General features: G+C 38.4%; 23 protein-coding genes and 2 pseudogenes. All 25 read right to left on the reverse strand.

Features of this window, described 5'->3' with window-relative positions; genetic code table 11:
* Nucleotides 1–219: 219 nt before the first annotated feature.
* A complete protein-coding gene (locus A3IA_RS0101010) occupies nucleotides 220–1,131 on the reverse strand; it encodes an amidohydrolase family protein (RefSeq protein ID WP_018379487.1) in 912 nt (303 codons plus the stop codon).
* Nucleotides 1,131–1,571, reverse strand: a complete 441-nt coding sequence (locus A3IA_RS0101015; RefSeq protein WP_018379488.1) for a MerR family transcriptional regulator — start codon at nucleotides 1,569–1,571, stop codon at nucleotides 1,131–1,133. The genes A3IA_RS0101010 and A3IA_RS0101015 overlap by 1 nt, the downstream gene beginning before the upstream one ends.
* Before the next feature lie 367 nt (nucleotides 1,572–1,938).
* On the reverse strand, nucleotides 1,939–3,069 hold the full coding sequence (locus A3IA_RS0101020; RefSeq protein ID WP_018379489.1) for a Fic family protein: 1,131 nt from the start codon (nucleotides 3,067–3,069) through the stop codon (nucleotides 1,939–1,941).
* 161 nt (nucleotides 3,070–3,230) lie between these two features.
* Nucleotides 3,231–4,373, reverse strand: a pseudogene (locus A3IA_RS11560) (peptidoglycan amidohydrolase family protein); the annotation flags it as partial.
* A 91-nt stretch (nucleotides 4,374–4,464) separates the two neighbouring features.
* The gene (locus tag A3IA_RS12390) at nucleotides 4,465–5,091 is read right to left on the reverse strand and encodes an HNH endonuclease signature motif containing protein (RefSeq protein WP_083902699.1); all 627 of its coding nucleotides are present in this window, start codon (nucleotides 5,089–5,091) and stop codon (nucleotides 4,465–4,467) included.
* Nucleotides 5,092–5,331: 240 nt separating this feature from the next.
* A pseudogene (locus tag A3IA_RS0101040) lies at nucleotides 5,332–5,616 on the reverse strand (peptidoglycan amidohydrolase family protein); the annotation flags it as partial.
* Nucleotides 5,617–5,629: 13 nt separating this feature from the next.
* A complete protein-coding gene (locus A3IA_RS0101045) occupies nucleotides 5,630–5,959 on the reverse strand; it encodes a phage holin (protein ID WP_018379490.1) in 330 nt (109 codons plus the stop codon).
* Nucleotides 5,956–6,261, reverse strand: a complete 306-nt coding sequence (locus A3IA_RS0101050; RefSeq protein WP_018379491.1) for a hypothetical protein — start codon at nucleotides 6,259–6,261, stop codon at nucleotides 5,956–5,958. Before A3IA_RS0101050 ends, A3IA_RS0101045 begins: the two co-directional genes overlap by 4 nt.
* Before the next feature lie 3 nt (nucleotides 6,262–6,264).
* Nucleotides 6,265–6,432, reverse strand: a complete 168-nt coding sequence (locus A3IA_RS13180) for a CD1375 family protein (protein ID WP_018379492.1) — start codon at nucleotides 6,430–6,432, stop codon at nucleotides 6,265–6,267.
* 4 nt (nucleotides 6,433–6,436) lie between these two features.
* The gene (locus A3IA_RS0101060; protein ID WP_018379493.1) at nucleotides 6,437–6,979 is read right to left on the reverse strand and encodes a DUF1366 domain-containing protein; all 543 of its coding nucleotides are present in this window, start codon (nucleotides 6,977–6,979) and stop codon (nucleotides 6,437–6,439) included.
* Nucleotides 6,976–7,185, reverse strand: a complete 210-nt coding sequence (locus A3IA_RS0101065) for a hypothetical protein (protein WP_018379494.1) — start codon at nucleotides 7,183–7,185, stop codon at nucleotides 6,976–6,978. The genes A3IA_RS0101060 and A3IA_RS0101065 overlap by 4 nt, the downstream gene beginning before the upstream one ends.
* A gap of 11 nt (nucleotides 7,186–7,196) precedes the next feature.
* Nucleotides 7,197–11,924, reverse strand: a complete 4,728-nt coding sequence (locus tag A3IA_RS12195; protein ID WP_018379495.1) for a gp58-like family protein — start codon at nucleotides 11,922–11,924, stop codon at nucleotides 7,197–7,199.
* Nucleotides 11,925–11,939: 15 nt separating this feature from the next.
* Nucleotides 11,940–12,782: a phage tail domain-containing protein gene (locus tag A3IA_RS0101075; RefSeq protein ID WP_018379496.1), complete on the reverse strand. Its 843-nt coding sequence runs from the start codon at nucleotides 12,780–12,782 to the stop codon at nucleotides 11,940–11,942.
* A 9-nt stretch (nucleotides 12,783–12,791) separates the two neighbouring features.
* A complete protein-coding gene (locus A3IA_RS0101080) occupies nucleotides 12,792–17,237 on the reverse strand; it encodes a tape measure protein (RefSeq protein WP_018379497.1) in 4,446 nt (1,481 codons plus the stop codon).
* A 15-nt stretch (nucleotides 17,238–17,252) separates the two neighbouring features.
* Nucleotides 17,253–17,465, reverse strand: a complete 213-nt coding sequence (locus A3IA_RS0101085; RefSeq protein ID WP_018379498.1) for a hypothetical protein — start codon at nucleotides 17,463–17,465, stop codon at nucleotides 17,253–17,255.
* A gap of 95 nt (nucleotides 17,466–17,560) precedes the next feature.
* The gene (locus A3IA_RS0101090; protein ID WP_018379499.1) at nucleotides 17,561–18,049 is read right to left on the reverse strand and encodes a tail assembly chaperone; all 489 of its coding nucleotides are present in this window, start codon (nucleotides 18,047–18,049) and stop codon (nucleotides 17,561–17,563) included.
* Between the two features lie 76 nt (nucleotides 18,050–18,125).
* Nucleotides 18,126–18,695 (reverse strand): phage major tail protein, TP901-1 family, encoded by a 570-nt coding sequence (locus A3IA_RS0101095; RefSeq protein ID WP_018379500.1) that lies wholly within the window; start codon nucleotides 18,693–18,695, stop codon nucleotides 18,126–18,128.
* Between the two features lie 18 nt (nucleotides 18,696–18,713).
* Entirely contained in the window at nucleotides 18,714–19,070 is a 357-nt protein-coding gene (locus A3IA_RS0101100; RefSeq protein ID WP_026217492.1) for a hypothetical protein, read from the reverse strand.
* A gap of 9 nt (nucleotides 19,071–19,079) precedes the next feature.
* A complete protein-coding gene (locus A3IA_RS0101105; RefSeq protein WP_018379502.1) occupies nucleotides 19,080–19,424 on the reverse strand; it encodes an HK97-gp10 family putative phage morphogenesis protein in 345 nt (114 codons plus the stop codon).
* A complete protein-coding gene (locus A3IA_RS0101110) occupies nucleotides 19,421–19,699 on the reverse strand; it encodes a hypothetical protein (protein ID WP_018379503.1) in 279 nt (92 codons plus the stop codon). Before A3IA_RS0101110 ends, A3IA_RS0101105 begins: the two co-directional genes overlap by 4 nt.
* Before the next feature lie 9 nt (nucleotides 19,700–19,708).
* Nucleotides 19,709–20,056: a phage head-tail connector protein gene (locus A3IA_RS0101115; protein ID WP_018379504.1), complete on the reverse strand. Its 348-nt coding sequence runs from the start codon at nucleotides 20,054–20,056 to the stop codon at nucleotides 19,709–19,711.
* A gap of 5 nt (nucleotides 20,057–20,061) precedes the next feature.
* Nucleotides 20,062–20,949, reverse strand: a complete 888-nt coding sequence (locus A3IA_RS13185; protein ID WP_018379505.1) for a phage major capsid protein — start codon at nucleotides 20,947–20,949, stop codon at nucleotides 20,062–20,064.
* Nucleotides 20,950–20,955: 6 nt separating this feature from the next.
* Nucleotides 20,956–21,537: a DUF4355 domain-containing protein gene (locus A3IA_RS13190; RefSeq protein WP_018379506.1), complete on the reverse strand. Its 582-nt coding sequence runs from the start codon at nucleotides 21,535–21,537 to the stop codon at nucleotides 20,956–20,958.
* A gap of 108 nt (nucleotides 21,538–21,645) precedes the next feature.
* The gene (locus A3IA_RS0101130; RefSeq protein ID WP_018379507.1) at nucleotides 21,646–21,897 is read right to left on the reverse strand and encodes a hypothetical protein; all 252 of its coding nucleotides are present in this window, start codon (nucleotides 21,895–21,897) and stop codon (nucleotides 21,646–21,648) included.
* Between the two features lie 55 nt (nucleotides 21,898–21,952).
* Entirely contained in the window at nucleotides 21,953–22,195 is a 243-nt protein-coding gene (locus A3IA_RS0101135) for a hypothetical protein (RefSeq protein WP_018379508.1), read from the reverse strand.
* Between the last annotated feature and the right edge of the window lie 2 nt (nucleotides 22,196–22,197).

The raw sequence follows: 22,197 nt of genomic DNA on the forward strand, positions 1-22,197 counted from the left end.
AGGTCAGAAAATAATCTGTTTCTCAATCAAGTTCATATTACTCTGGTGTCACACTAGACTTCGTAAACATAATATTTTTGAGTACGTACATAGCAAGAAATCCTTATTCATCTTCATAGAAACTTGTACAATTGTGAACATCAACTTGATGGAAAGCATCACGATTTTTTCCATCAACCTCAAAATGAGATAGATAAGCAACTAGCTTTGTCATCTGTTCTAGTCTTTCTTAACTAACTTTCTAAAATTTTTAGAATAAATAGCTTGTTTGTCAGCTTGAGTTAATGGCAAAGAGTCGATAGTCTCTACAATAACCTGAGTTGCCCCTGCAGGTACAATTCCTAGCGGAGCATCTGTTCCAAAGAGCACACGATCCAGCCCGAAATAGTCGATGGTCAACTCCAAGGCCTTTGAATTTCCTAAAATAGCTGTATCTACATAAAATTTACGGAAATCCTCAACTTGTTTTTCAGGTAAAATATACTGAATCCGTCCACTAAAAAAAGATGCTAAAGCTCCTGCATGGTGAACAATAATTTTTATATTAGGAAAATCTTGAAAAATTCCTGCCTCAACCAATTGTAACATGCCTTGACTTTGTTCATATTCCCAAGAAAAGACTATATTGTTATCAGGCTTTCTCTCATCAAATACAGGATGAAGCCAAATAGGAATTCCCAACTCTTCACATTTCGCAAAAATCGGTCTAAATGTTTGATCAGCAATTGAAAGACCAAGATGCCGAGTAAACAATTGTACTCCAAAAATCTGAGAATTCTTAGCAACAAAGTTTTCTAAAATCTCTAAACTTCCTTCAATATTATTCAAGGCAAGCATAGCCACTCCACCTAAGAATTGCCTTGGATACATGCGAACAGTATCTAACAATTCTTGATTGGCTTCCTTAACTAATTCCAAAGCTTGCTCCGCTTCAAGATAGTCTTCTGGATTGACATTGACAAATGAGATAACTTGTTTCACATCTGAAATTCCTACTTCCTCTCTCTTCTTTACGTCCGACAAGAGGGGATGTTGCAAAAATGGCATTTTTTGAGGTAGCTCAGCATCAATTGCTAGCATTCTTTCGTAAAAATTAGGTAATAATACATGAGCAAATACATCTATTTTCATCAGTCAATCTCCTTCCAACTATCCTTTTCATCGGATAAAATAGCATATTCATCAAAATATGAAAGTTCTTTATCAATTTCTCCTGATTCATACAAGGAAATCTTTTTCTCCAATCGATTGATAGAGCGTTGAAGATTTTTTTGTTTTTGATATAAGATAGAAAGTTGATTCCGTAACAAGTTCTCACGCTCTTCAAGGGTACCACTCCCTTTTCTAAGTAGTTCGGCATATTCAGTTAACTTCTCAATGGTAACACCAGAGTGCCGCAGACAGATAATCATCTCCAGCCATTTGAGAATCTCCTTCGTAAAGTAACGGTTACCATTGGAGCCCCTAGGAATTCTTGGCAATAATCCGATTCGCTCATAATAACGCAAGGTAGTACTATTGATTTGATATTTTTGACTTACCTCTGTAATAGTGTATGTACTACTTTTCATGAAAATAACTACCTCCCTAAATGTCATTATATCACTTATAGTAAACTATAAGTCAACAATCTGTGAACCTTGTTACATCTCTAACTTTTGTATTGCTTCATATTGATTCTAACTTGTCAAATTTAAGAGTAACTGAAATCAGCAAATTCATTCAATTTCAAAGGTAAAAAATCCTATAAAATAAGGTTTTATAGGTAGTAACCTCACTCTAGTTTACCTTGTAAATATTAGTAAGTTTTCAACTTATGCCCCTTTTTTATTTCAAAACAACCTGTTTTTCTTATTTTCTAAGTAAATTCCATGTGCGATTTCTACCGTATTTTAGACCATAAAAAAACACCCTCGCATCAGCGAGAGTACGAAAGTACTAAAAGTTAGAAATAACCCTAAGTAACTCATAGTTATAGTAAGGAATATTTCTTTTAACGGTGTTATCCCTATCTAATAACCCGTTTTCAACAAGCTTGTCGAGCGATTTCTTTACTGTTGCAGGATGATATCCAGTTAAATCAGCCAGTTGCTTAGGTGTTGCAACAGGAAGACTAAAGGTACTTAACCAAACATCCTTTTGGGCTTGAGAATGGCATTTTTGTAATCCTGTTTTTGCATGATTATCTGCATTATTTATTTTTTTTAGAATGTTCCTTGCCATCTGTTCACTAGCATTTAGAAATAAGGTTAACCACGGAATCCAATCTGGTTCTTCTCCTCTAACAGCATTTAAGGCATTATAGTATCTGATTCTTTCTTTCTCTAACTCCTCGCTAACAAAAAATACAGGATAATCGAGAAGATTTTCTTTTACTGCCATCAAGGCAATCAAAATACGACCTAATCTACCGTTACCATCTAAAAATGGATGAATAGATTCAAATTGTGCATGAACTACTGCTATTCGCAACAAAGCATCACTGTCATAATTAACATACTCAGAGTCAATTTCCAAGCCCTGCGTCAAACTTGAATGGGTTTCGCCATTGGCAAAAAACTCTAAATTAGTCATATACTCAGCAATTTCATTAGCCCCTATTGGTATATACGAAGCATGTTCAATTTTATTATCTGGACCTATAAAGTTTTGGATTTTTCTAAACTCTCCTCCGTTTGCAGTTGTACCTCTAGCTTCGTCTGACATCAAGGTTTTATGTAATTTTTTCAATAGGCGTGTACTTATAGCATCACCTTCACGAATAGCTTTAAAGCCTTCATCAATAGCTTCTTTGTAATTGAAAACTTCTCTTTGTTGCCAATTTTTAGCGCCACTTCTAGTTATCTCCATAATTTCATGGAAAGTTACCTGCGTTCCTTCAATTCTTGTTGACTGAACTGATTCATTGTAGGATAACAAACTTAAAATAGATGTATTGATAATCGAAGATGACAGAACTGCATCTAATTTACCGAGAACTTTATTAACTTCTGCTAACCTCTTGTAGAGCATTACAGCCTCTTTTTCTGTCAATTTTACAGGAAGTTTATCTATACCTTGAACAGCCATCTTCTATCTCCTTTAATATATTTTTTTAAATTAAATATATTATAATGTTTTATATTATACATTTCAATAAAAAATATATCAAAAACAAAAAAACACCCCTAAAGTTAGATTTTCTGTCTAACTTTAGGGATGCAGTTCTCAGCGAAGGAGTTTTCTCCTTTTTAAATTGTTTTTTTAGTCAAGGTGTAGGCAACACCATTGATCGCAATCTCTACTCCCTCAATGGTTACTTCAATCTTATCAGACTGACCGACATCTGTGACGGTCTGCTTGTCAAACTTATCAAGTGAGCCATTTTCAGCCTCAATTGCTTTGAGCCGACTGGAAACTCCGACAATGTAGCTGTCAAATCCGCTAGCAGCATAGTCATAGGTAGCACCGCCAACCTTAAACATGCCCTTGATTGAGTCACTAAAGGTTTTAGCTCCAGCTACCTTGTAAGAGCCATCTTTTCGCAAAAGGTAAAACCAATCTGTAAGGAAATCATCTACACTTGAATAGTGCATATAATGACCACCCTCGTTAGCTGGGCGAGCTGTACCTTGGGTAACTGTAACACCACTTGGGCGTTCTCCTTTGCCTGTCCAAGTCGTACCACCCCAATTATTATCAGCTTTACCTACCGCCGATGTACCCCAAAGCCCCTCAAAGTGTAGGACAGTAATAGCGTAGCTAGGTAAAATATCATGCTTTTTACAATTAACCAAAATCTTGTCCAGCACCACTTTTTTTAAGATAGCACCATTGAAAGACAGGTCACCGTTTTCTTTTGCAGCTGTCGCTTGTCCAATTGACTCAGATTGACTTGTTTTGCTTTGAGTGGATTGTTTTACTTCTTTGTTGTTAGAGGCCGTTTTAGGCGCATTAGATGACGTACCGTTTTTCAAGATTTCAGTTACTCGTTTTTGAACTGCATCATATTGGCTACCAAGTGATTTTTTACGGGCTTCTCCATTGCCATGCTTGCCAGCAATTACTTCCTGGGCAAGTTGGTCAACAGTCTTTTGGCTTGTCGTAGCTTTGCCATTGATGACTGCCATAACAGCCTCATATTGATTACCAAGAGCTGCTTTGCGTGCCTCTCCATTGCCATATTTGCCTGCCAAGGTTTCTTTAACCAATGTATCAATGTTTTTACCTGATGGGCTTGTTGTGGGTTGATTGACTAAACGGTAAACATAACAATACATCCAGCCACTAGCTGCTGCTGTCTGATTGTAGTTGTTTACAGTAATACCGTTATTAGCATAGTTACAGTGGATGATATTATCTGGGTCAACAAAGATACCAGTATGACCACCTGCAATATATTCAACTAGGTTCGCTAGACCCAGCCCGTTCTCTTATGAACTGCTAACGGTCTTCCCGTTAGTTTAGACTATTTGTTCTCCATGTTTATAACAGTCTACCAAACTCATCACGTTTACGCTCTTTGTCATGTAATTTTGCATGTTCAGATTGTGTCATAAGCTGTAGATTTTCAATCCTGTTGTCTTGTTTGTTCCCATTGATATGGTGGATAATTTCAGATCGTTTCAGTTTTCTGCCTAAATGTTGCTCCATAACATATCTATGCTCTCTCTGACGATTTCGTTTAACATAATAACCTGGATTGCCAGAGTGCCTTTGAAAATCAACGTGACATGTTCTTGAGCAAAAATTATGTTCACTACGCTCTATTTGAGATGGCTTGCGTTCAAATTCTTTTCCGCATTCATCACAGACTACATGTACTAAATTACTTCTACTATCAGCCATGCAACGTATAGAGCAAAATAGAGTCTTTTTATTTTGTTTGGTTTGCAGATACTTCTTTCCACATTGCTGACAAACCTTGTAGATTTTTGGGTATAAACACTCTTGACACTTTTTAGATTTTCTATTACCTGTGTACTCTCTTCCACAAATAGAGCAAACCAACTGTCTAGGTCTTTCACGCCATTCAGTTCTACATTCTTCCGAGCAATGCTTTTTATTAAAGTGACCATCAAATTCTTTGCCACAATTCAAACAAGATTTCATTTCTTTACCTCTGCACCTTTGGATATTCTAATTATACCACAAACTGATAACAAAGGTTTTTACAAACAGTGAGGAGGGGGATTTTTCAAGCTCGCTTGAGCCTTACGAGGACGCAATCCTCTAGTCGTTAGACCTCTCCGATTTCTCGGCTTTGGTACGGAAACTGCCACGACTTTACGTTTGGCTTTCAACCGTTTAACCCCCAGTACCTATACATTACATATAGGCAGAGCAATTTACTCCCGCTGACTGCCCACGTTTGCCCCAAATAAAGACATCACCACGCTTAGCGTCCCAATCTTGATTTTCTGCAATGAGCTTGTAACCATTCTTGATGAGCCAATCATGCTGATACTCTGTATTTACAGCCCACCCTGCGGTGATAGCTCCTGCGGACATAAGAGCGTAATAGACGGAACTTGAGCAGTCATAGCTATTTGGACCATTTCGATAGTCCATTGAGTAAGTCACTTTGCCAGCCCGAACTGACATCCATGCAATAGCTGTTTCAATGTTAATAGCCATGTAGTCACTCCTTTTATCTTATCCAAGCATCGTTCATCTGCTTGACAGCACTTTCGATAAAAGTATCAAGCTGTGCGTCTGTCATGTGGATATTGTATTTTAAAAGCTCATCTACGATAGCAGATTTAGCTTGTGTAAGCTTCTCAGCGCCTTTATACCCAGTCTCAACAGACACTTGTTCAACAGCCTGAACGGCATTCATAGCCACAATTTCCGCAATTTTGACAGCACGTTCGCCGCCTTTTGTGATTAAGTAACTTTTAATTGATTGTACAACAATGCCTGCTAAAATGGTTAAAATTCCCATTGCAGAGCTGATAATAATTTCTGTAATTTGATTCATCTTCTATTCCCTTTCTCAATATGATCCATCCGATCACTCATTCTAACCATTTCCTTTTGGATGTCTCCGACAGTAGTTGTTATTGTGGATAATTCGACAGTCGTTTTATCCAAATGATTCATCAAACGTTCTTCACGTTGCTTAGATTCTATCTTGCTTTCCTCGTGGAAATCCATCAGTTTCTTCTCCCGCTTGTCGGATGTCCTAATTAAATACCCAATAACCACCAAGAAAAGCAGAATAAAAAGAACTGCCCAAGCAACCTGACTTGTCGCAATTCTTTCTGCTTGTTCAATTGGCAAATCTTAATCCTCCTTAGGAACATAATTAATAACATTATCGTCCGCAAGCTCAGGATACCCCATGAGTTCAAGTTGAGCTTTTACACGTTTTTTGAAGATGCGTGGAACATCTCTGAACGAAAAATCGAAGTGTTCATCTACAATATTCATCGCTATTAATAATACCATCATTTTTTTACTCCTTTTCTGTTTCTGAGTTAGCGGTAGAATTGTCGCTACCGTCGACATTATCAGTGTTTTCAAGGTTTTCATCTTTTGTAACCTCGCTCTCTTGCGTGTTAGCGTAAATCTCAGTCAACATCTCCATCATAGATCCGTTCAAGATTTGAAACTTCTCTTCAATCGCTTTAAAACGATCATTACGTTCTGTTTCTGCCTTGCTTAATCGCTCAACAAGTTCTAGCTGAGCTGTTTGCATGGCTTTAAATTTTTCGGCAGACTCAGCCATAAATTCCTTGGCAGCTTTGACAATCGTTTCCATTTCGTCAATCTTCTGCACACTTTCAGCCATAGCACGATTAGCATATTCAGACTTAAAATGTGCCTCACGACAAAGCTCCACCAGATCAACTTCTGCTTTATCCATGTGATTGCCAACAACACGTTCTGTGTATGTCGCATAGCCACCAGTTGTTGACGCAATCGTAATTTCGATATGCGTTATATTCCCGCTGTCATCATAAACGGGATACTTTCCTACAACATTCCAAGCTCTCATGCGTCTTCCTCCAAAACTTCATTGACTGCTTCCGGCTCATTCAATTTAGCTTTCAAGTCTTTAATCAGCTCATCATCATTTTGTGACTTCGTCATGTACTGATTAAGCTGCGTCTGTAATTCTTCGTTCTGACTCTCTAAAGTAGCGATCGTAATAGATTTACTCGCAATTTCGATGGCTAGTTTTGATTGGATATTTTCATTCATATTTTTGTCTCCTATAAATCTTTCATGTAATTGTTATATTCTCTAACGACAGCATTCCTTAAATCATTACTTGCTGGATTCCAAGACACATTATTCCAGTGAATCCAACATCGACTAAGAGCACGCACAGCGCCAACAAGGTAATTCATATCAATAAAATCCCCATTTTTTAAAGTAGTTGGTCGAAACTCAAAACCACGGTTGTAGCTAAAATCGTCTTTTAAGACAATTCTATCTCCGTAAATTTCGACCTGGTCAACTGTGGCATTATGTTCAGTACCTCTTGCGCCACGAAATGCCCTTAAACCTGCAAATCGACCCGATGACTGAGAGTTAATACCATCACCAGAAGAGGTTACACCGATTGAAGCATACAGACTACCTACGCCACCATCTGAAGATGCCGAAACATCATTGAAATGCACAAAGGCCGTGTGAGTGCCTTTTCTTCTGACTAAAGCATTGTAGGCAGAATTAAAATTAATTGTCGCATTTGAGTTAAAGGTGATATTAGCATCATTAAGATTAATTCTCATAGCGTTATTTTGCGCTGTGATTGTCTTGCCTTTCATCCAATCAATCATTGCCATTTCAATCTTGGATCTGATAAAGTTGGCATCCAGCCCAACAAGCTTATTGGCGTTGAGATTAACGATATTAACATTGGCTGCATTTAGTGTCCCGGTGGTTATCTTAGCCGCATCCAAATTAGCTATTTTAGCAGACGTAATGACGCCATCTTGGATATAGGTCGTCCCAGTGATTTGCACTAATTTACCATCAATCTTTACAGAACCATCACGATTTAAATTTAGTTGGTTAAGCACCGTTCCAGAACTGGTCAGATTACGCACTGCCCACGAGCCAGCAAGTTGTGACTGCACTGTGGTTAATCCCGTCTCTGTACTATTTACCCGACTGAGCAATCCACTAGCCGTCATAACGACAGAACTAATATTGCCTTGTATATCCCCTATGGTACGACTATGGCTGTCAACAGTGTCTTTGACTTCATTGAATTTAATAGTTGTGATCGTGTCTTCTGGAGCAGGAGAAGCTGAACTCATCAACTCACCGACTTCAATTTGTGGATGCCAATAAGTAAAATCAATAGGAGCATTAGCAACATCACTGACAAAAGTAAACTGTACATATCGTTTAGAGTCACCCCTATCAGTAATCGATAACCTCAATGATTGACCAGGCATCACCGTCTTTGAGGATACCGTATTGATAGAAACTCTGAAAGCAGTACTGCCATTATTTTTAAGATAAATGGATCCGGTATATCTAGTACCATCGAGGTACATCTGATGACCTAACTGCGCTGTACGTCCAGATGCCATATAGCCAAATGTCCCCACCTTACTTGTTGTCAGCGCAAGTCTATGAGCATTTGTAGCTCCCCACTCTGGCACTGTGATGTCGGTCTCTCTGATGACGTTTATCGGTGAGTTATATTCATAAATTATCCTATTTTCATAATTTAAAATAAGATTACGCCCACCCATTTCTGTAGGAATCAACCCTTTTGTTTCAGTGATTTTTCTCTCAAAACCATCAGTCGTTTCTTTGACGAGATTTTGGACGATGGTATTTGTTGCATAGCCTTTAGATGTAATAGCTTGCTCTACTTGTGTTTTTGTCAGTCTCTGTTCGATTTGACCCGCTTGAGTCCTGATAGTTGTCTCAGCATTAGTTAATCGTCTAGTTGCTACATCAAAATCCAATTTGGACACTTTGGTCGCAACCGCATCAGATGTAATCTTCAAATCAGCTTTTGTTTGACTAATGGATTGAGCGTTTGATTGTGCTTTTGCAAGGGCATTACTAGCGGTCGTTTTTACACCGTCGATATAGGTTTTTTCGGCTTTCAGTCCAATTGCGTTTTTATTTTGCGTAATAGCAGTACTATTACTCTGTACAGTCTTTTTAATACTGTCAAAATCAGTTTGTGAGACCTTGCTAGATACGTCGTTAACTAACTGATTGATTCTAGTTTCAGCATTAGTCACTTTTCCTTGCGTTTCTGTCAGTTTCGTTGATAACTGTTCTTGACCTTCAGCAGTTTGGGTAATTAGCGTTCTTACAGAACTAAATGTCTCTTCAATATCCTCAATTGGTTGTAGCCATTGCTTGTATGCAATAGTTCCTTCAACTAGATTAACGTTGGAGAATTTCACCGTATCATAATCAATATTACTTCCTTCGGCATAGCGATTGGTATAAGCTAAAAGGTTACTGTCATCAAAAAGTGGCGGACAAACAAACGTTAATTCAAACCGTCCTTTATCCCCGATAGAAACTGCCCGAGAAATATTAAGTTCCTTACGAGATTTTTGATGTGAATGACTGTATACCAAAAATCCTAGCGTCAACTGAAAGATCGTTGACACTGTACTTTTCCCAATAACTTCCCAGTCAAAACTAAGAGTATAGGTTTTCCCTTCTTCTAGGACAGTGTTCAAGGTTTTATAGGATATTAGTGGTTCAGCCCAAGCCTTTAGCGTAAATTGTTCACTCGAAAGACCTTTCCTAAACCATTTCTTGGCAAGAAGATTTCTTCCTCCAATCGATGATGGAATTTTTCCCTCAACTTTGCTGATTTCGGTAGTAATCTTATCTCCCAACTGGGTAATCTTACTTTCGGCTGTTGCAAGTCGTTGTTTAGCTTGATTAAAGTCACTGGTTTTGACACGCTGTGCTATCTCACCAGCTTGAACGGTCAAACTCGATTCAGCATTTTGCAAACGTGACTTCGCACTATTAACATCTGACTGGCTAGCTTTTAACGCTATTTGATTAGAGTGTATGTTTAGAGTTGCTTCTGCTGTACCAACCCTGTTAGTTAAAACATTAACATCAGTAGTGTTTGCTTTTAGAGCAATCTGATTAGCTTGTTGTGTGATACTTGTTTCAGCATTTTTCACACGCCCTGACAAAGTATCTACAGTGCTTTGGTTGGCTTTTTGCGTAATTTGACCAGCTTGCTGGGTGATAGAGCTTTCGGCTTGTGTGACACGCTGATTAGTCTTATCAACATCTGCCTTAGTGGCTAAAGTCTTAATAGTGTCATTGGTTTTAGAGATTTCCGTAGAAATTCCAGAAACTTGACTTTCTAACGCTTGTTTTGCGTCTGAAATAGCTTTGTTAGCACCAGAAATCTGTGTTTCTAGCGTCGTCTTTGCATCATTTACTAATTTATCAGCTTCCGCCACAGCTTGACTTTTAGTTGTTGCCAGTTTAGTTTCCGTTGCTTGTCTTTCAACTGTGTCTAGTCTCTGCGCTTCTGCAATAGCTTCATTTTTGTAGTCTAAAGCCTTCGATAAAGCATTAGCCGCATCTAACTTAGCTTGCTCACCAACTCGCTTCGCTTCATCAGCTAGCGACTTATTGACGCCAGCTTTTTCGAACAAATCATCAATGCCTTTTTGATGTTCAGCGTCATTGCGTTGCATGGTTTCGGTGACTGTTTTTAATTGAGAATCGATATCCTTTTTAAAAGATTCGACATCGTTTAAAACAGGATTATCTTCCCAGTCACTGCCATTCCAAAAATACATCAAAGTTCTATCGCCGACTTTTCGGTAGAAAATATCACCTTTAGTCAAACTTCCTTTTGGATTGTCAAGAGGAAACTCTGTGCCAAAGTAAGCAGTATTTTTACCATCTGCAGTAACCATAGCTTTATTAGCTTTAATTAATGCATCTTGCACTAATTGATTAGACTCACTTACTGATTTAGATAACTTAGTATAAGACGTTGATTGTTTTTTGACTGAACCGATGTCATTACAAGTGACTTTATGGGAAATTAAAGTTCCTTTGGAATCATACCGGCTAGTGAACGAAACGATGCGTAGCTTTTCTTGAAAACCTAGTGTTTCATTAATAGCCATGATGTAGTCGCCTGCAATAGGCTGTTTGTAATGATAGCCAGCTCGTATTAAATCTTCAAGATCAATTTGGGTGGAAATTGTATAAGAATCTTCGACATTGCGACGAACTCTAGCCAACAAAGATTGTGTATCAGTATATCTCTCATCAATAACTGGCTCACCTTCCAACCGACCGAATTCCTTCGCTAATGGTGATTCGTATTCAACTTCAAGACGACCTTTACTGTGATCATCAGGATTATGCCACTTTCCAAACCCTTTTTGATAAGTAATAAAACCACCGATATGTTTTTCGATGATTAACTCATTCATATTGAAGTTTTTTCGCACGACTGTCGATAGATCTGTCCCAGTTTTTTCTAGGATTCTAACAACCTTACCGTTTACTTGAAACTCTACGCTGGAGGTAGAAATGATATCGTTAAATAAAGCTAATTTAGACTTATATCCAAAAGATTGTTTTTCAAAAGCTTTTACATTTTGTTCCAGATTATAGCGATAACCAGTATCTTTAAAGATAAAATCAAGATAAGCTTGGAAAGTATGCGAGCCATCCTTCAACTGTTCATTAGCGACTTTTTTTGAAAAATCCCAAAAGAACTGATGAACCGCGTCAAAAGATAATTGAATCTTGTCGCCAACATCTTTAGGCTTCGCATATACAATAACAAAATACTCATCTTGGAACCGTAAACGCCAACCCTTATCTAAGTTATTAAGTACTGCATCATTTGAATAGATATCACCTTTTATTGACTTCTCGCCATTAACAGCGTTTGTAATCTCAATCGTTGCGATGGCACCATATTCATTATCAAATTGGTCTAAAAACGTGTACAAATAACACCCTCCTTTCTATTGATATAATTCAACAAAATTTAACAACTTAATCGTTCCATTGAAATTAGTCTCATATTTCAATGTTCCGTTTCTTTTTGGTGTTAATTCAAAATAAGCGTAATTAGTCTTATTATTGACAACCGAACCATTTTTACGGGTTTCAATTCCTGTCAATTTAAATGTATCGCCAGAATTCAAATCACCAACCTGAGTATAGGTAAATCGCCTTCCATCGATTTCTAAATAAAAGCCCGCTTGGTTACCTGAGGAGATCATTTCTACGATAAAAGGCCATTCCAATTGACTTAACTTAGCTGTCCCTGCATATGGAATTGTACCTCCTGACAGTGTAATAGTTTTAGGAATCGTCTCGCCATAAGGCAATTCAACCGTGGTAAATTTAAACGAAACATTATATTTAAGACCTTGAGAACTTTTTCCCATAAATGAAAAACTAATATCACCATCCACGACGACTTTATGACGATAATGCCATTTGGTTAAAACAACTTTCTGATCTAAAAAATCACCTTCTTTTTGGCCAGGTAATTCAAAATCATATAAGTCTGTATTAGTTGGTACTATTTTAGTGATATAAAATGGTGTTTCACCATATAAAAAACCTCTAAGTGCATCAATCTTTTGATAATAAGCTCGCAAGTTTTCTACTGCAATACGTGCTGATACGCTAATAGTTTTTTCATTAAAAGTAACTCCGTCAAAAATAAAACCATTGCGTCCTTTAACATTTCGTCTAGACAAGCCCGTAGAGGGTGATGATTCAGCTATTGCGATATGATAAAAGCCAAACTCAGAGAGCTTTACAATCTCCGAACCTTTTTCGATTAGTAAATCCATGTTTCCCCCTTAAACATAAACAAAATAAGAATCTTTGGTTTGTTCTCTAGATTCTTTTTCTTTAACACTTGTATAAATTTCATCACCAACAAGTTCATTGTGAACTTCAAATATCGGTTCTTTTATTGTTGTATTTCGTACCTCATCGGATAATGCATCGATTGAGGATGAGACTCCCTGATTACTTATATGTGCCGAAGTTACAATCTCGCTTTCCACACCGTATTTCTGATCAGTAACCGCATTGGCATAGTCACTACCTATGTCATTGATAGCCCCCATCCAATTAGCCATACCATTGTAAAAACCTTCTCCGGTGAATCCACCTAAAGCAGTCGTTACACGAGATGGAGAGTGAATGTCTAAAGCACGTCTAATGGTAGCAGCGACATTACTTGCTATTGAATTTGCAATAGCATAAATTCGTCCAGCAGAGCTAGCTAATCCATTGGCAAATCCGGAACCAGCCATGACACCGGCTGACGCCATTTGGCCAACTAAATTTCTAAAGATAGAAACAATACGATTACCCGCACTTGTCGCTACAGAAACGGCTCTATTCATTCCTGAGCTAATAGAAGAACTCAAGGCGTTCATAGCTGATTGAGCATTTGACTTCATTCGATTGAACGCTGATGTCATTGTGCTGTTCATCTTGTTAGTCTGAGATTGAACAGTTGAGGAAATCTTATTAAATCCAGATTGCACCGCGCTACTCAACCCATTCATGGCTGATTGCGCCGTTGATTTAGCTTTATTAAACGCATTCTGGATAGATGATGCCATCTTGTTTGCACTTGTGTTTGCTGAACTTGCTGCTTTATTCATTTCCGATGCCACATTATTAGATAAACCTGACATAGAACCTTTAGCACTATTAGCCATTGTAGACATATTGCTACTTACGCCACTGTTCATAGCACTTGCTTGAGAGGTGGCTGTCGAATTCGCAGTTGCCATGTTAGTGCCAACACCACTTGATAAACTAAGCGCTTGATTGACAGCATCTAAATTCATGTTTGACGCCGCAGTATTAACCCCAGCTGCCATATCTTGTGCCTGCGTAACAGCTGCTGTGTTAGCAAGGGCCATGTTCGCCCCAACACCAGTCGCTAAAGCTGATGTTTGATTTTGGGCAGACAAAGACATATTAGCTGCAGATGCATTGACATTGGTTGCCATACTTTGCGCTTGAGTGGTGGCATTCAAGTTGGCGTTCGTCATGTTAGTGGAAACATTATTACTTAATGTTTCCATATTCACCCCGACACTTGATGCCATAGTCGAAACGGTTGTGTTAACTGTTGCAGCTGCCGATGTTGTATCAGCACTAACCTTAGCGGTTGTTTCGCTACTCTTACCCGTTATAAAGTCGAAAGCACCTTGGAACCCATTCTTTATGCCATCCCAAACACCCGAAAGCGCACTAGGAATCGCACCCAACATCGCCTGACCAAGCCCCGTAATCAACTGAATACCTGCTTGAATGATTTGAGGTAACCCTTGGATGAGCGCCATCACTAATTGAGCAATAAGCTGAATACCTGCACTTATTAATTGGGGTATAGCTTGCATTAAACCACTAACGAACGATTGTAAAATAGACACTGCTGTCTGAACAATGGTTGACAAATTCGAGATAATCCCCTGAACCAAGGATACAATTATCTGAATCCCCCCTTGCAACAACTGTGGAAGTGCCGAAACAATACCTTGAATAAAACTAGAAATAGCTTGTGCTGCAATTGGTAATAACTGAGGAATCAACTGCACAATACCGTTTATCAAGTTGGTAATAATCTCAATACCTTTTGATAAGATAGTCGGCAAGTTTTGACTCAAACTAGACGTAAAACTAGTGATTATATTTTGCGCCTGAGCAACTATTTGAGGAATGTTTTGAACAATTCCATCAACAACATTAGCTAAAAAGCTCATCCCAATCGCAAGCAACTGAGGTATTGCAGTCAGTAAACTACTGATAAACGAAACTACAATTTGTAGTGCTGAACTGATAATAGATGGTGCTTGTTGTCCAAGCCCAGATAACAGACCGCTAATGATACTTACTCCCGCTTGGATAATCACAGGTAGCATTGTTGCTATGGTCGTCGCCAGTTTAGCAATCAAATCTGCACCGCTAGCCATCAGAGCAGGCAATTGAGAAACAATTCCTGTAACAAGATTTTGGATAATCTGAGGTCCTTTAGTGGTTACCAAATTAAGCATTGCATCAATCTGAGAACCAAATTGACTATTAATCAAACCAAGACCCGCAACAACCAAACCAAGTATAGCTGCTGGTCCAATAGTCGCCATGGCAACACTAGCAATACTAGCCATCACTGTTGTCATCGACCCAAGCACTGACATACCTGTACTTGCAGCGCTGCCAAAAACGCCAACTAGTCCAGTCATCTTACCTGCTAAAGCACCGATTAAGCCACCTGCACCACTAAAAGCACTTCCTAAAAGAGTGCCAAAAATGCCAATTTTTGCACCTAAACCGCCTAAAAGAATACCAATCTTACCAAGTCCAGATAGCAAGGGAAGAATGGTTGCAATTGCTGTTGCAGGATTTAACATTGCCCATGCTGCAATGGCCTTTGGTCCGATTTCACCTAACTTAGATTTAATTTGATCAATCGTTCCTTGCGTAACCTGTCCTGTTTTGGCAAATTCGCCAAGCGCTCGATTAACTAAATCAAAAGCGCCCTTGACTCCATTGGTAAAACCAGAAAAGTCAACGTTAATAGCTTCTTTGACACGGGCAAATGCTGCAACCAAGTTGGGAATCAAAGCGTTAACAGTGTTAAAAGCACCATTAATAGCAGGTTTAAAAGATTGAAGTGTTTCAGCAATTGTTTTAAGACCATTTGCCTTAGCAGCTTCATCAAACTTACTGATCATATCAGCTACGCCTTTAACAACAGCTGTACGTAAATTACCAAACGCTGTCCTAATACCGCCTGCTGAAGTTTGCGCCATTTGGGCAAAACCACCCTGAGCATCATTAAGCTCAATCATCTTATCCGCAAATTCTTGAGCTGTAATCTCACCGCTAGACAGAGCGCTTTTTAGTTCTTGTACTCCATCTGCTCCAAAACCGAATGATTCAGCCATTTTAGACATCAAACCTGGTGCCGCTTCACTGACAGAGTTAAATTCTTCGGCTTGGATTTTACCAGAACCTAAGGATTGGTTGAACTGTCTAAGCGCCTGTTCTGCACCTTCAGTTGTCGCCCCATAGCCAATCATGGCATTATTAAAAGCAAGGGCTAAATCAACTCCTTTATCAAGACTGCCAGTAGTAATTGACAACTGTTGAGCACTCTTGACGGCGCTGTCAAGTGGTGTTGGCAACCCCTCGATACCAGCAGATAATTTGTCGATAGCTGATTTAGACTGCTCCGCAGAGTAGCCAAATAAAGCCATCGTTTTAGGGAAACGATTCATCGTATCAACACGGCTAATCGCTCCATCCAGCGCACTTTTAACCATATCGATACCTTTTTTAGCAATAGCCATTAAGCTAAACGCTGAGATGATACTTTTAATCGTACTGCCTAACTTTTGACCTGCTGAACTGGCGCTAACAAACTTACTACTAATACCATTTAAAGCACTCGTTGCCTTCGAACCAAGGGTTGAAAAGCCAGAACTCAAGGAACTAGTCATCTTGGTTGATAAACGGGTCACAGAACTCGCAATCTTTCCAGTAAAACTATTACTGATCCTATCTGCTGTACTGTTAGCTTTAGATATAAGACTACTAAAAAAGCCAGACCACGATTGCAAGGCAGGATTTAGAACCTGACCACCTAAAGCATTTGATAATCTCGCTCCTAAACGAGAAATACTATTTTCAAAATTTAACGTCAGTGAAGATAGTTTACTAAAAGCTGAGGCAAAAGGAGCGGGTAGACCACTAGCGGTCTTGCTAAAATTCCCAGCGAGAGCGGTCAATTTAACAGATATTCTAGCAGTTAAGTCATCAGTACTAGAAGCTAACTTAGCAAAAAGTGACCGTATTTTACCGATATCAAATGCATTTGATAACTGCATTTTCGTTTTGTTTGCAAAACCAGACAAACTCGCAGAAATTTTGTTAAAAGCGGGCTGGACATATCCTGCCATTTTTTGTAAGCCAGCCTTTATCGGATCAGGCAAACGTTGACCGATGTTAGACGCCATCCGTTGTAGTTGTCCCAAAGACAAATTGACACCAGTTGAAAAAGCTTTGCCAAGTCTTTGCCCTAAAGACTGTCCGTTATTAGCTAGCTGAGACATGATTTGACCGACCATACGAACAATACCATTCGAACTATTAACAGCAGCATTTTGCGCCTTCTGAAACCCTCTCTGGGTAGCCGACGCAATCCTGTTCATCGCAGCTTCATAGTCCTTAGTATCTGCTCCAATATAAGCATAAATAGAACCATCAAATACCGCCATAACATCACCTCCTATCTATTTTTTATTCATGAAATGGTTATTCAGTTGTTCTATCTTCTTAACTAAATCAGATTTAGCTTGAGCTTGATTAGTTTTTGGATTAAAGATTTGAACAATCTTATCGTGTTGTTTTTTCTTACTGAGTTTTGATTCTTTAACACTTTTAGCATTTAAGGTGTATCGTAATTCGAGAGCTAAACCAGATAGATTTTCTCTATCTGTTACCACTTTGTGATGAAGCCCTTCCAAAATGGCATTTAATTCCCATTTGTTGCAATTGTAGATGGTTTCTAACTCAGTAAAACCTAAACTAGCACACTCCGTTAAGATAGTGCGTTTTTCATCGTACCAATAATTTCTTCTGTTGCTGCCACTTGGAGAGCTTTGTCCTCGCTGTCTTCCTGAACTTCCATGTAACGTAGCGCCTTTTCCATATTTTGAATATAGGTCGAAATCTTCTCTTTGAAAAAACCAGAATCTACCATTTCTGTTTTGACTTCTTCAAAAATAGAACGATAAGCTTCCGCTTCATCAAGTCCATCATTATCCACTTTTTCGTCAATATAACTGCCGATAGCTGAAACAATATCTTCTTCAGATACCTTCTTAGCAGACTTTGGTAAAGCCAAACGAATAAGAGAAACAAGACCATCATCAGAACGATTGATAATTTTGGTAAACAAAGCACCAACACCATCATTATTTCGCTCTCCAGTTTGAGGATTGACTGTAGACATCTCCTTATCAACTTTAAACATCATTCCATAATTAAATGTGATGTCAGCAACTGCATTCTTAACTGTAATTTCCATTAGTAACCTCGTTTTTAATTAAAAATAAAAAGGGCAGTAAGATTCACTACCCTTTGCGCTTAAACTCCCATTAATATTAATTTTGTTCTTTGATGATTGAATCGTAATCTCCCGTAGTCTCGCCAGGATTTTGATAATCATAAACTGAGTTTAAGAGTGCAACTTCTTTTTCAGTCAATGGGAATTGCCCGTCTTTCAAAGCGCCAACAATATTGGCCTCATAACTCATCTCTACAAAATCAGTTGTACCTGCAGAACGTTCAATTTCACCAATTTTAGCATATCCAAACTTAGCGGGATAAACATCTAATTGTTCCTCGTTCGTTGTCTTTACTGATTCATCAACGATAACTTCCCAAATTTTGATACTATCACCAGAACGTGATGCATCTTCAATTGTTTTAACCGATGGATCAGTTGGAGCAAAATACGTTGTTAACTCAATAGTGTGTTCATCGGTTGACTTTTCAAGCAAACGCCCTTGTTGTGTTTGCTCATCCAGATACTCCCCGCCGAGAGTTGTTGTACCATCTGTACGATAAGCCGGTAGAGTTGCCGGATCACCAACCTTAGCATGTACCGATTGAATAAAGTAAAAAATCTTACTTCCTACAATTGGTTTACCGGTAGTAATTGTAACTGCCATATTAATTATTCTCCTTTTTTATAAAATTGTCTCAGTTAGTGTAATGGAGATATGATAGACCTCGCGACCTATACTGTTATCCATCAATACATTAGCTGTTAGCTTATTTCTGCCAAGTAGCCTCATAGCTTTACTTTTTATTTCTTCAGCATTTGTTCGACTATCATTAGGTAAAAAGATATCGATAGATACTGTTGTATCTTCAATTAATAGGCCTGTTTGAGCTGTTTTAGTGGTATCGCTACTATTTGTACCAATGACCAAAAAAGGCTCTAAAACAGAGCTATCAGGCAAATAAAAATGGGTCGGAATCCCTAAAGGAGCCAACCTTGTTTTTATTGAGTTTAAATGTAACGTTGACGGCGAAAAAGTAATAGCCATCACCTACTTCCTAAACATTTTCGATAAACGTTTCATCAAAATCGGCGCTTCTTCTTGTAGTGCAGGATGAATGAATGGTTGAGCCATCATCTTACGAGTCCCTTTTTCAACGTAGATACTGTATTCAGCAGGACTAACTACAACATACTTCAAAACATCTTGATACATGCTGTATATAGAGTTAGACATCCAACCTGTATCCCAAGGTGCATAGATTTTAGCTTTTCGTTCGACACGTAAGCTTGAGCGATTAAGTTCAGACTCAACGGCTACCTGTGCTTCGCGGCCTTTCTGTCTGACCATTCGCTCGAACTGTCCAAGGCCTTTAAGTTTGTAAGTAATACTCATAAATAGATAACCGTACTATTTTTGTGATAAGTTTTCCCTTTGATAAATCGTTCCTGACCATCAAAAATAATAGATGAAAAATCACGATGGATTCCTAGCAAGTACAATTTAAAAGCATTCAAATCATATTTACCAAATAATCCCATTTGTTCTGCATTAGTCAATGAACCCCGCATACAAGGGATTGGTTGAGATTTATCTTTGACTTTTTTACTTCCAAGGAAATCATCAACTTCTTTTTCACTTATCAAAATAACCCTTTCGTTATAAATCATAAGTACTCCTTACATAAATCTAGCAATTCCTCTCGCTCGATAAGACCTGCCTAAGTTAGCGAGAATATTGCGATACTCGTCCAAGTATGAATTTTCCCACTTAAAAGACCTACCTTCTTCTGAATCAGCAGTCGCACCTTCTGAATTCAGTTTATTGTATCGTTTAATGGCTACATCACGGACTACAAACGTCACTGAATCAGGTAACTCAGTAATTGTATTATCAAACATACTGTTAGCTTCCGCTAAAATCCTATCAATACTATCTTCAATGATCAGTAAAATTAAATCATCCTGTAAGTTATCAGTGATACCTTTAAAGAGTTTAACTTCACCTAAAATACCACTTTTATCCATGACGTTTAAGCTCCTGATACTTTAGCTACTGGTGCTTCAATGGTTGCTTCGATGACACCAGTTGGAACTTCCGCAAAAAGTGTATTAGCACCAAAGAATACTGATTCATAAGTCAAATTATTCAATTGACGATCACGACCTGCAGCAATCAAACCAGTTTCATCAGTATAATCAGCAAATAGATTACCAAGATCACTAGAGTTAACATCGAGATAAGCCAAAACAAGGTTATCTACTGCAGTAGAATATACTTTTCCTTTTGGAACAGATGGCATCACGATGACATTTTGCATACCAAGGAAGTTTTTCAAAAGCGTTAAACCGAAAGCGTTAGAAGCATCAGCACCTACACCAGTATTACCAAGGTAATCAGCGACATCAAGTGAGCTAACAAAAGAGACGATTGGTGAACCTTCGAACTCATTGAATGTTGCTAATTTCCCCCACGATTGAGCCAAAGCCCCTTGTAAACCTGTTCCTGTAACCTTAGTAGGTTTAGATTTTAGGAATGTAAAGAAATCAGTTTTGATTTTATTTTGGATTTCACGCATCAATTTAGCGTCTGCTTGATCAATAGCCATAGAAGCACCATGGCGAGCGATAGCTTCAGCCGATACTGCTCGACGTTTCTTAATCCAAGCTACTTCGTATTCCTTATCTGGAGCGTAGGTAACTTTTGAAAGCGGAATTGTTTCACCCTCAGCAACTGAAGATTCATCTACAGTTGTAGTCCATTTATACGTTTTGATTTTCATGTCGCTAGACAATGCTTCACGACGTGTCACTCCTAAAAGTTGTAAAAGTTCATTGATGTTGGTGGAGAATTTATTAACAAAATCAATTGATTTAATTTCTCCTAAATCATTCATGGTTGTAAGATTAGTTTCTGCCATGTTCTATCATCCTTTCTTAAATAAATGCATGTTCTCTGCAATCAAACGCTGACGTTCATTTGTATCAGAGATAGCCATAATGTCCTGTTTAGACATTGCACCGGCAGTTGAGCCCGTCTTAACTCTAGACTGCGTTAATCGTTCATCAACACGTTTCTCAACTGCTTCATCAAACACTGTGCGGAGATTAGAGATATTATCCTTAACTGATTCTGCAGTATCAGCCATGACGATATCTAAAAACTCTGCAGGCAAGCCTTCTTCAGATAATAGCGAACGTGCCTCGATTCTTAGCTCTTTCATTGCTAAATCATGCTCACGTTTTTCCAATTCAGATAGACGTTTAGCCTGTTCCTCTTTGTTACGCTCATCCTTAGAGAGTTTCGCAAGACGCTCACCTTCCGACTGAGCCTTTTGAATTTGTTCTTCTGCATATTTTTGTGCCTTCTTAACAGCACGAGCAACACGAGCTTCTACAATATCATCTAACTCTTTCTGAGTAAACGTCTTGCTTTCTTCAGTAGTCGTCTCTGGAGTGTCGACTGTTCCATTTTCGACTACTTCTGTATTGTTAGTTTCTTCTGCCATAAGACAGTCCTCCTTGTTTTAAGTCATGTCTGACTATTCCATCCAGCTTTTTATGTCGTCAGCACGTTTTGGACAAAAAGAAAACCGTATGGAATCACATACGGTTAGTTATTTACGTTTCAAAAATTTCTTTTTCCTGCTTTTCTTAAGATCAGCAATATCATCTTCAAGGATTTTCTGATAGGTCTCTACAGCGTCGAATCGCTCATTAGTAGCTTTAACATTTCGTGAGTTGGTTTGATAAAGCTTTTCAATCAATTTGGTGTGCCGTTTGACAGCATCCATAAGCAGCACATTTGTAGCAGTTAACTGCGCCACCTTGTTTTCAAGAGCATATTTCTTTTTAATACGTTTATTCATTATTACCTCCTAATTTAGGTACAAAAAAAGCACCAAATGGTGCTTGAAATAATTATCAACCAAAGCCGTGGACAATTTTGTCAGGTAGTGTTTTTCCTTTTAAGACGCTTAGAGTTAAAGTATCTTTTACAAAATCTGAGAATTTACCAAGGTTATCCCCATCATAACTATAAACAGAGGTCGTTTTATCAACAGTAGCGATTCCTTTGCTGGTTCCACTAATAGCTGAATATTGCCGTTCCTTATCAGTATCTTTAATTTTATAAAGTGAAATCATTTGAGCATCAATTTTAGCCATAG

Source organism: Streptococcus thoraltensis DSM 12221, from assembly GCF_000380145.1.
Lineage (GTDB): Bacteria > Bacillota > Bacilli > Lactobacillales > Streptococcaceae > Streptococcus > Streptococcus thoraltensis.

Excerpts from the sequence above, each read along its gene's own strand:
- A3IA_RS0101010 (WP_018379487.1), bottom strand. The coding sequence starts at position 1,131 with ATGAAAATAGATGTATTTGCTCATGTATTATTACCTAATTTTTACGAA.
- A3IA_RS0101015 (WP_018379488.1), bottom strand. The coding sequence starts at position 1,571 with ATGAAAAGTAGTACATACACTATTACAGAGGTAAGTCAAAAATATCAA.
- A3IA_RS0101020 (WP_018379489.1), bottom strand. The coding sequence starts at position 3,069 with ATGGCTGTTCAAGGTATAGATAAACTTCCTGTAAAATTGACAGAAAAA.
- A3IA_RS12390 (WP_083902699.1), bottom strand. The coding sequence starts at position 5,091 with ATGAAATCTTGTTTGAATTGTGGCAAAGAATTTGATGGTCACTTTAAT.
- A3IA_RS0101045 (WP_018379490.1), bottom strand. The coding sequence starts at position 5,959 with ATGAATCAAATTACAGAAATTATTATCAGCTCTGCAATGGGAATTTTA.
- A3IA_RS13180 (WP_018379492.1), bottom strand. The coding sequence starts at position 6,432 with ATGATGGTATTATTAATAGCGATGAATATTGTAGATGAACACTTCGAT.
- A3IA_RS0101060 (WP_018379493.1), bottom strand. The coding sequence starts at position 6,979 with ATGAGAGCTTGGAATGTTGTAGGAAAGTATCCCGTTTATGATGACAGC.
- A3IA_RS0101065 (WP_018379494.1), bottom strand. The coding sequence starts at position 7,185 with ATGAATGAAAATATCCAATCAAAACTAGCCATCGAAATTGCGAGTAAA.
- A3IA_RS0101075 (WP_018379496.1), bottom strand. The coding sequence starts at position 12,782 with ATGGATTTACTAATCGAAAAAGGTTCGGAGATTGTAAAGCTCTCTGAG.
- A3IA_RS0101080 (WP_018379497.1), bottom strand. The coding sequence starts at position 17,237 with ATGGCGGTATTTGATGGTTCTATTTATGCTTATATTGGAGCAGATACT.
- A3IA_RS0101090 (WP_018379499.1), bottom strand. The coding sequence starts at position 18,049 with ATGGAAATTACAGTTAAGAATGCAGTTGCTGACATCACATTTAATTAT.
- A3IA_RS0101095 (WP_018379500.1), bottom strand. The coding sequence starts at position 18,695 with ATGGCAGTTACAATTACTACCGGTAAACCAATTGTAGGAAGTAAGATT.
- A3IA_RS0101105 (WP_018379502.1), bottom strand. The coding sequence starts at position 19,424 with ATGAGTATTACTTACAAACTTAAAGGCCTTGGACAGTTCGAGCGAATG.
- A3IA_RS0101110 (WP_018379503.1), bottom strand. The coding sequence starts at position 19,699 with ATGATTTATAACGAAAGGGTTATTTTGATAAGTGAAAAAGAAGTTGAT.
- A3IA_RS0101115 (WP_018379504.1), bottom strand. The coding sequence starts at position 20,056 with ATGGATAAAAGTGGTATTTTAGGTGAAGTTAAACTCTTTAAAGGTATC.
- A3IA_RS13185 (WP_018379505.1), bottom strand. The coding sequence starts at position 20,949 with ATGGCAGAAACTAATCTTACAACCATGAATGATTTAGGAGAAATTAAA.
- A3IA_RS13190 (WP_018379506.1), bottom strand. The coding sequence starts at position 21,537 with ATGGCAGAAGAAACTAACAATACAGAAGTAGTCGAAAATGGAACAGTC.
- A3IA_RS0101130 (WP_018379507.1), bottom strand. The coding sequence starts at position 21,897 with ATGAATAAACGTATTAAAAAGAAATATGCTCTTGAAAACAAGGTGGCG.
- A3IA_RS0101135 (WP_018379508.1), bottom strand. The coding sequence starts at position 22,195 with ATGGCTAAAATTGATGCTCAAATGATTTCACTTTATAAAATTAAAGAT.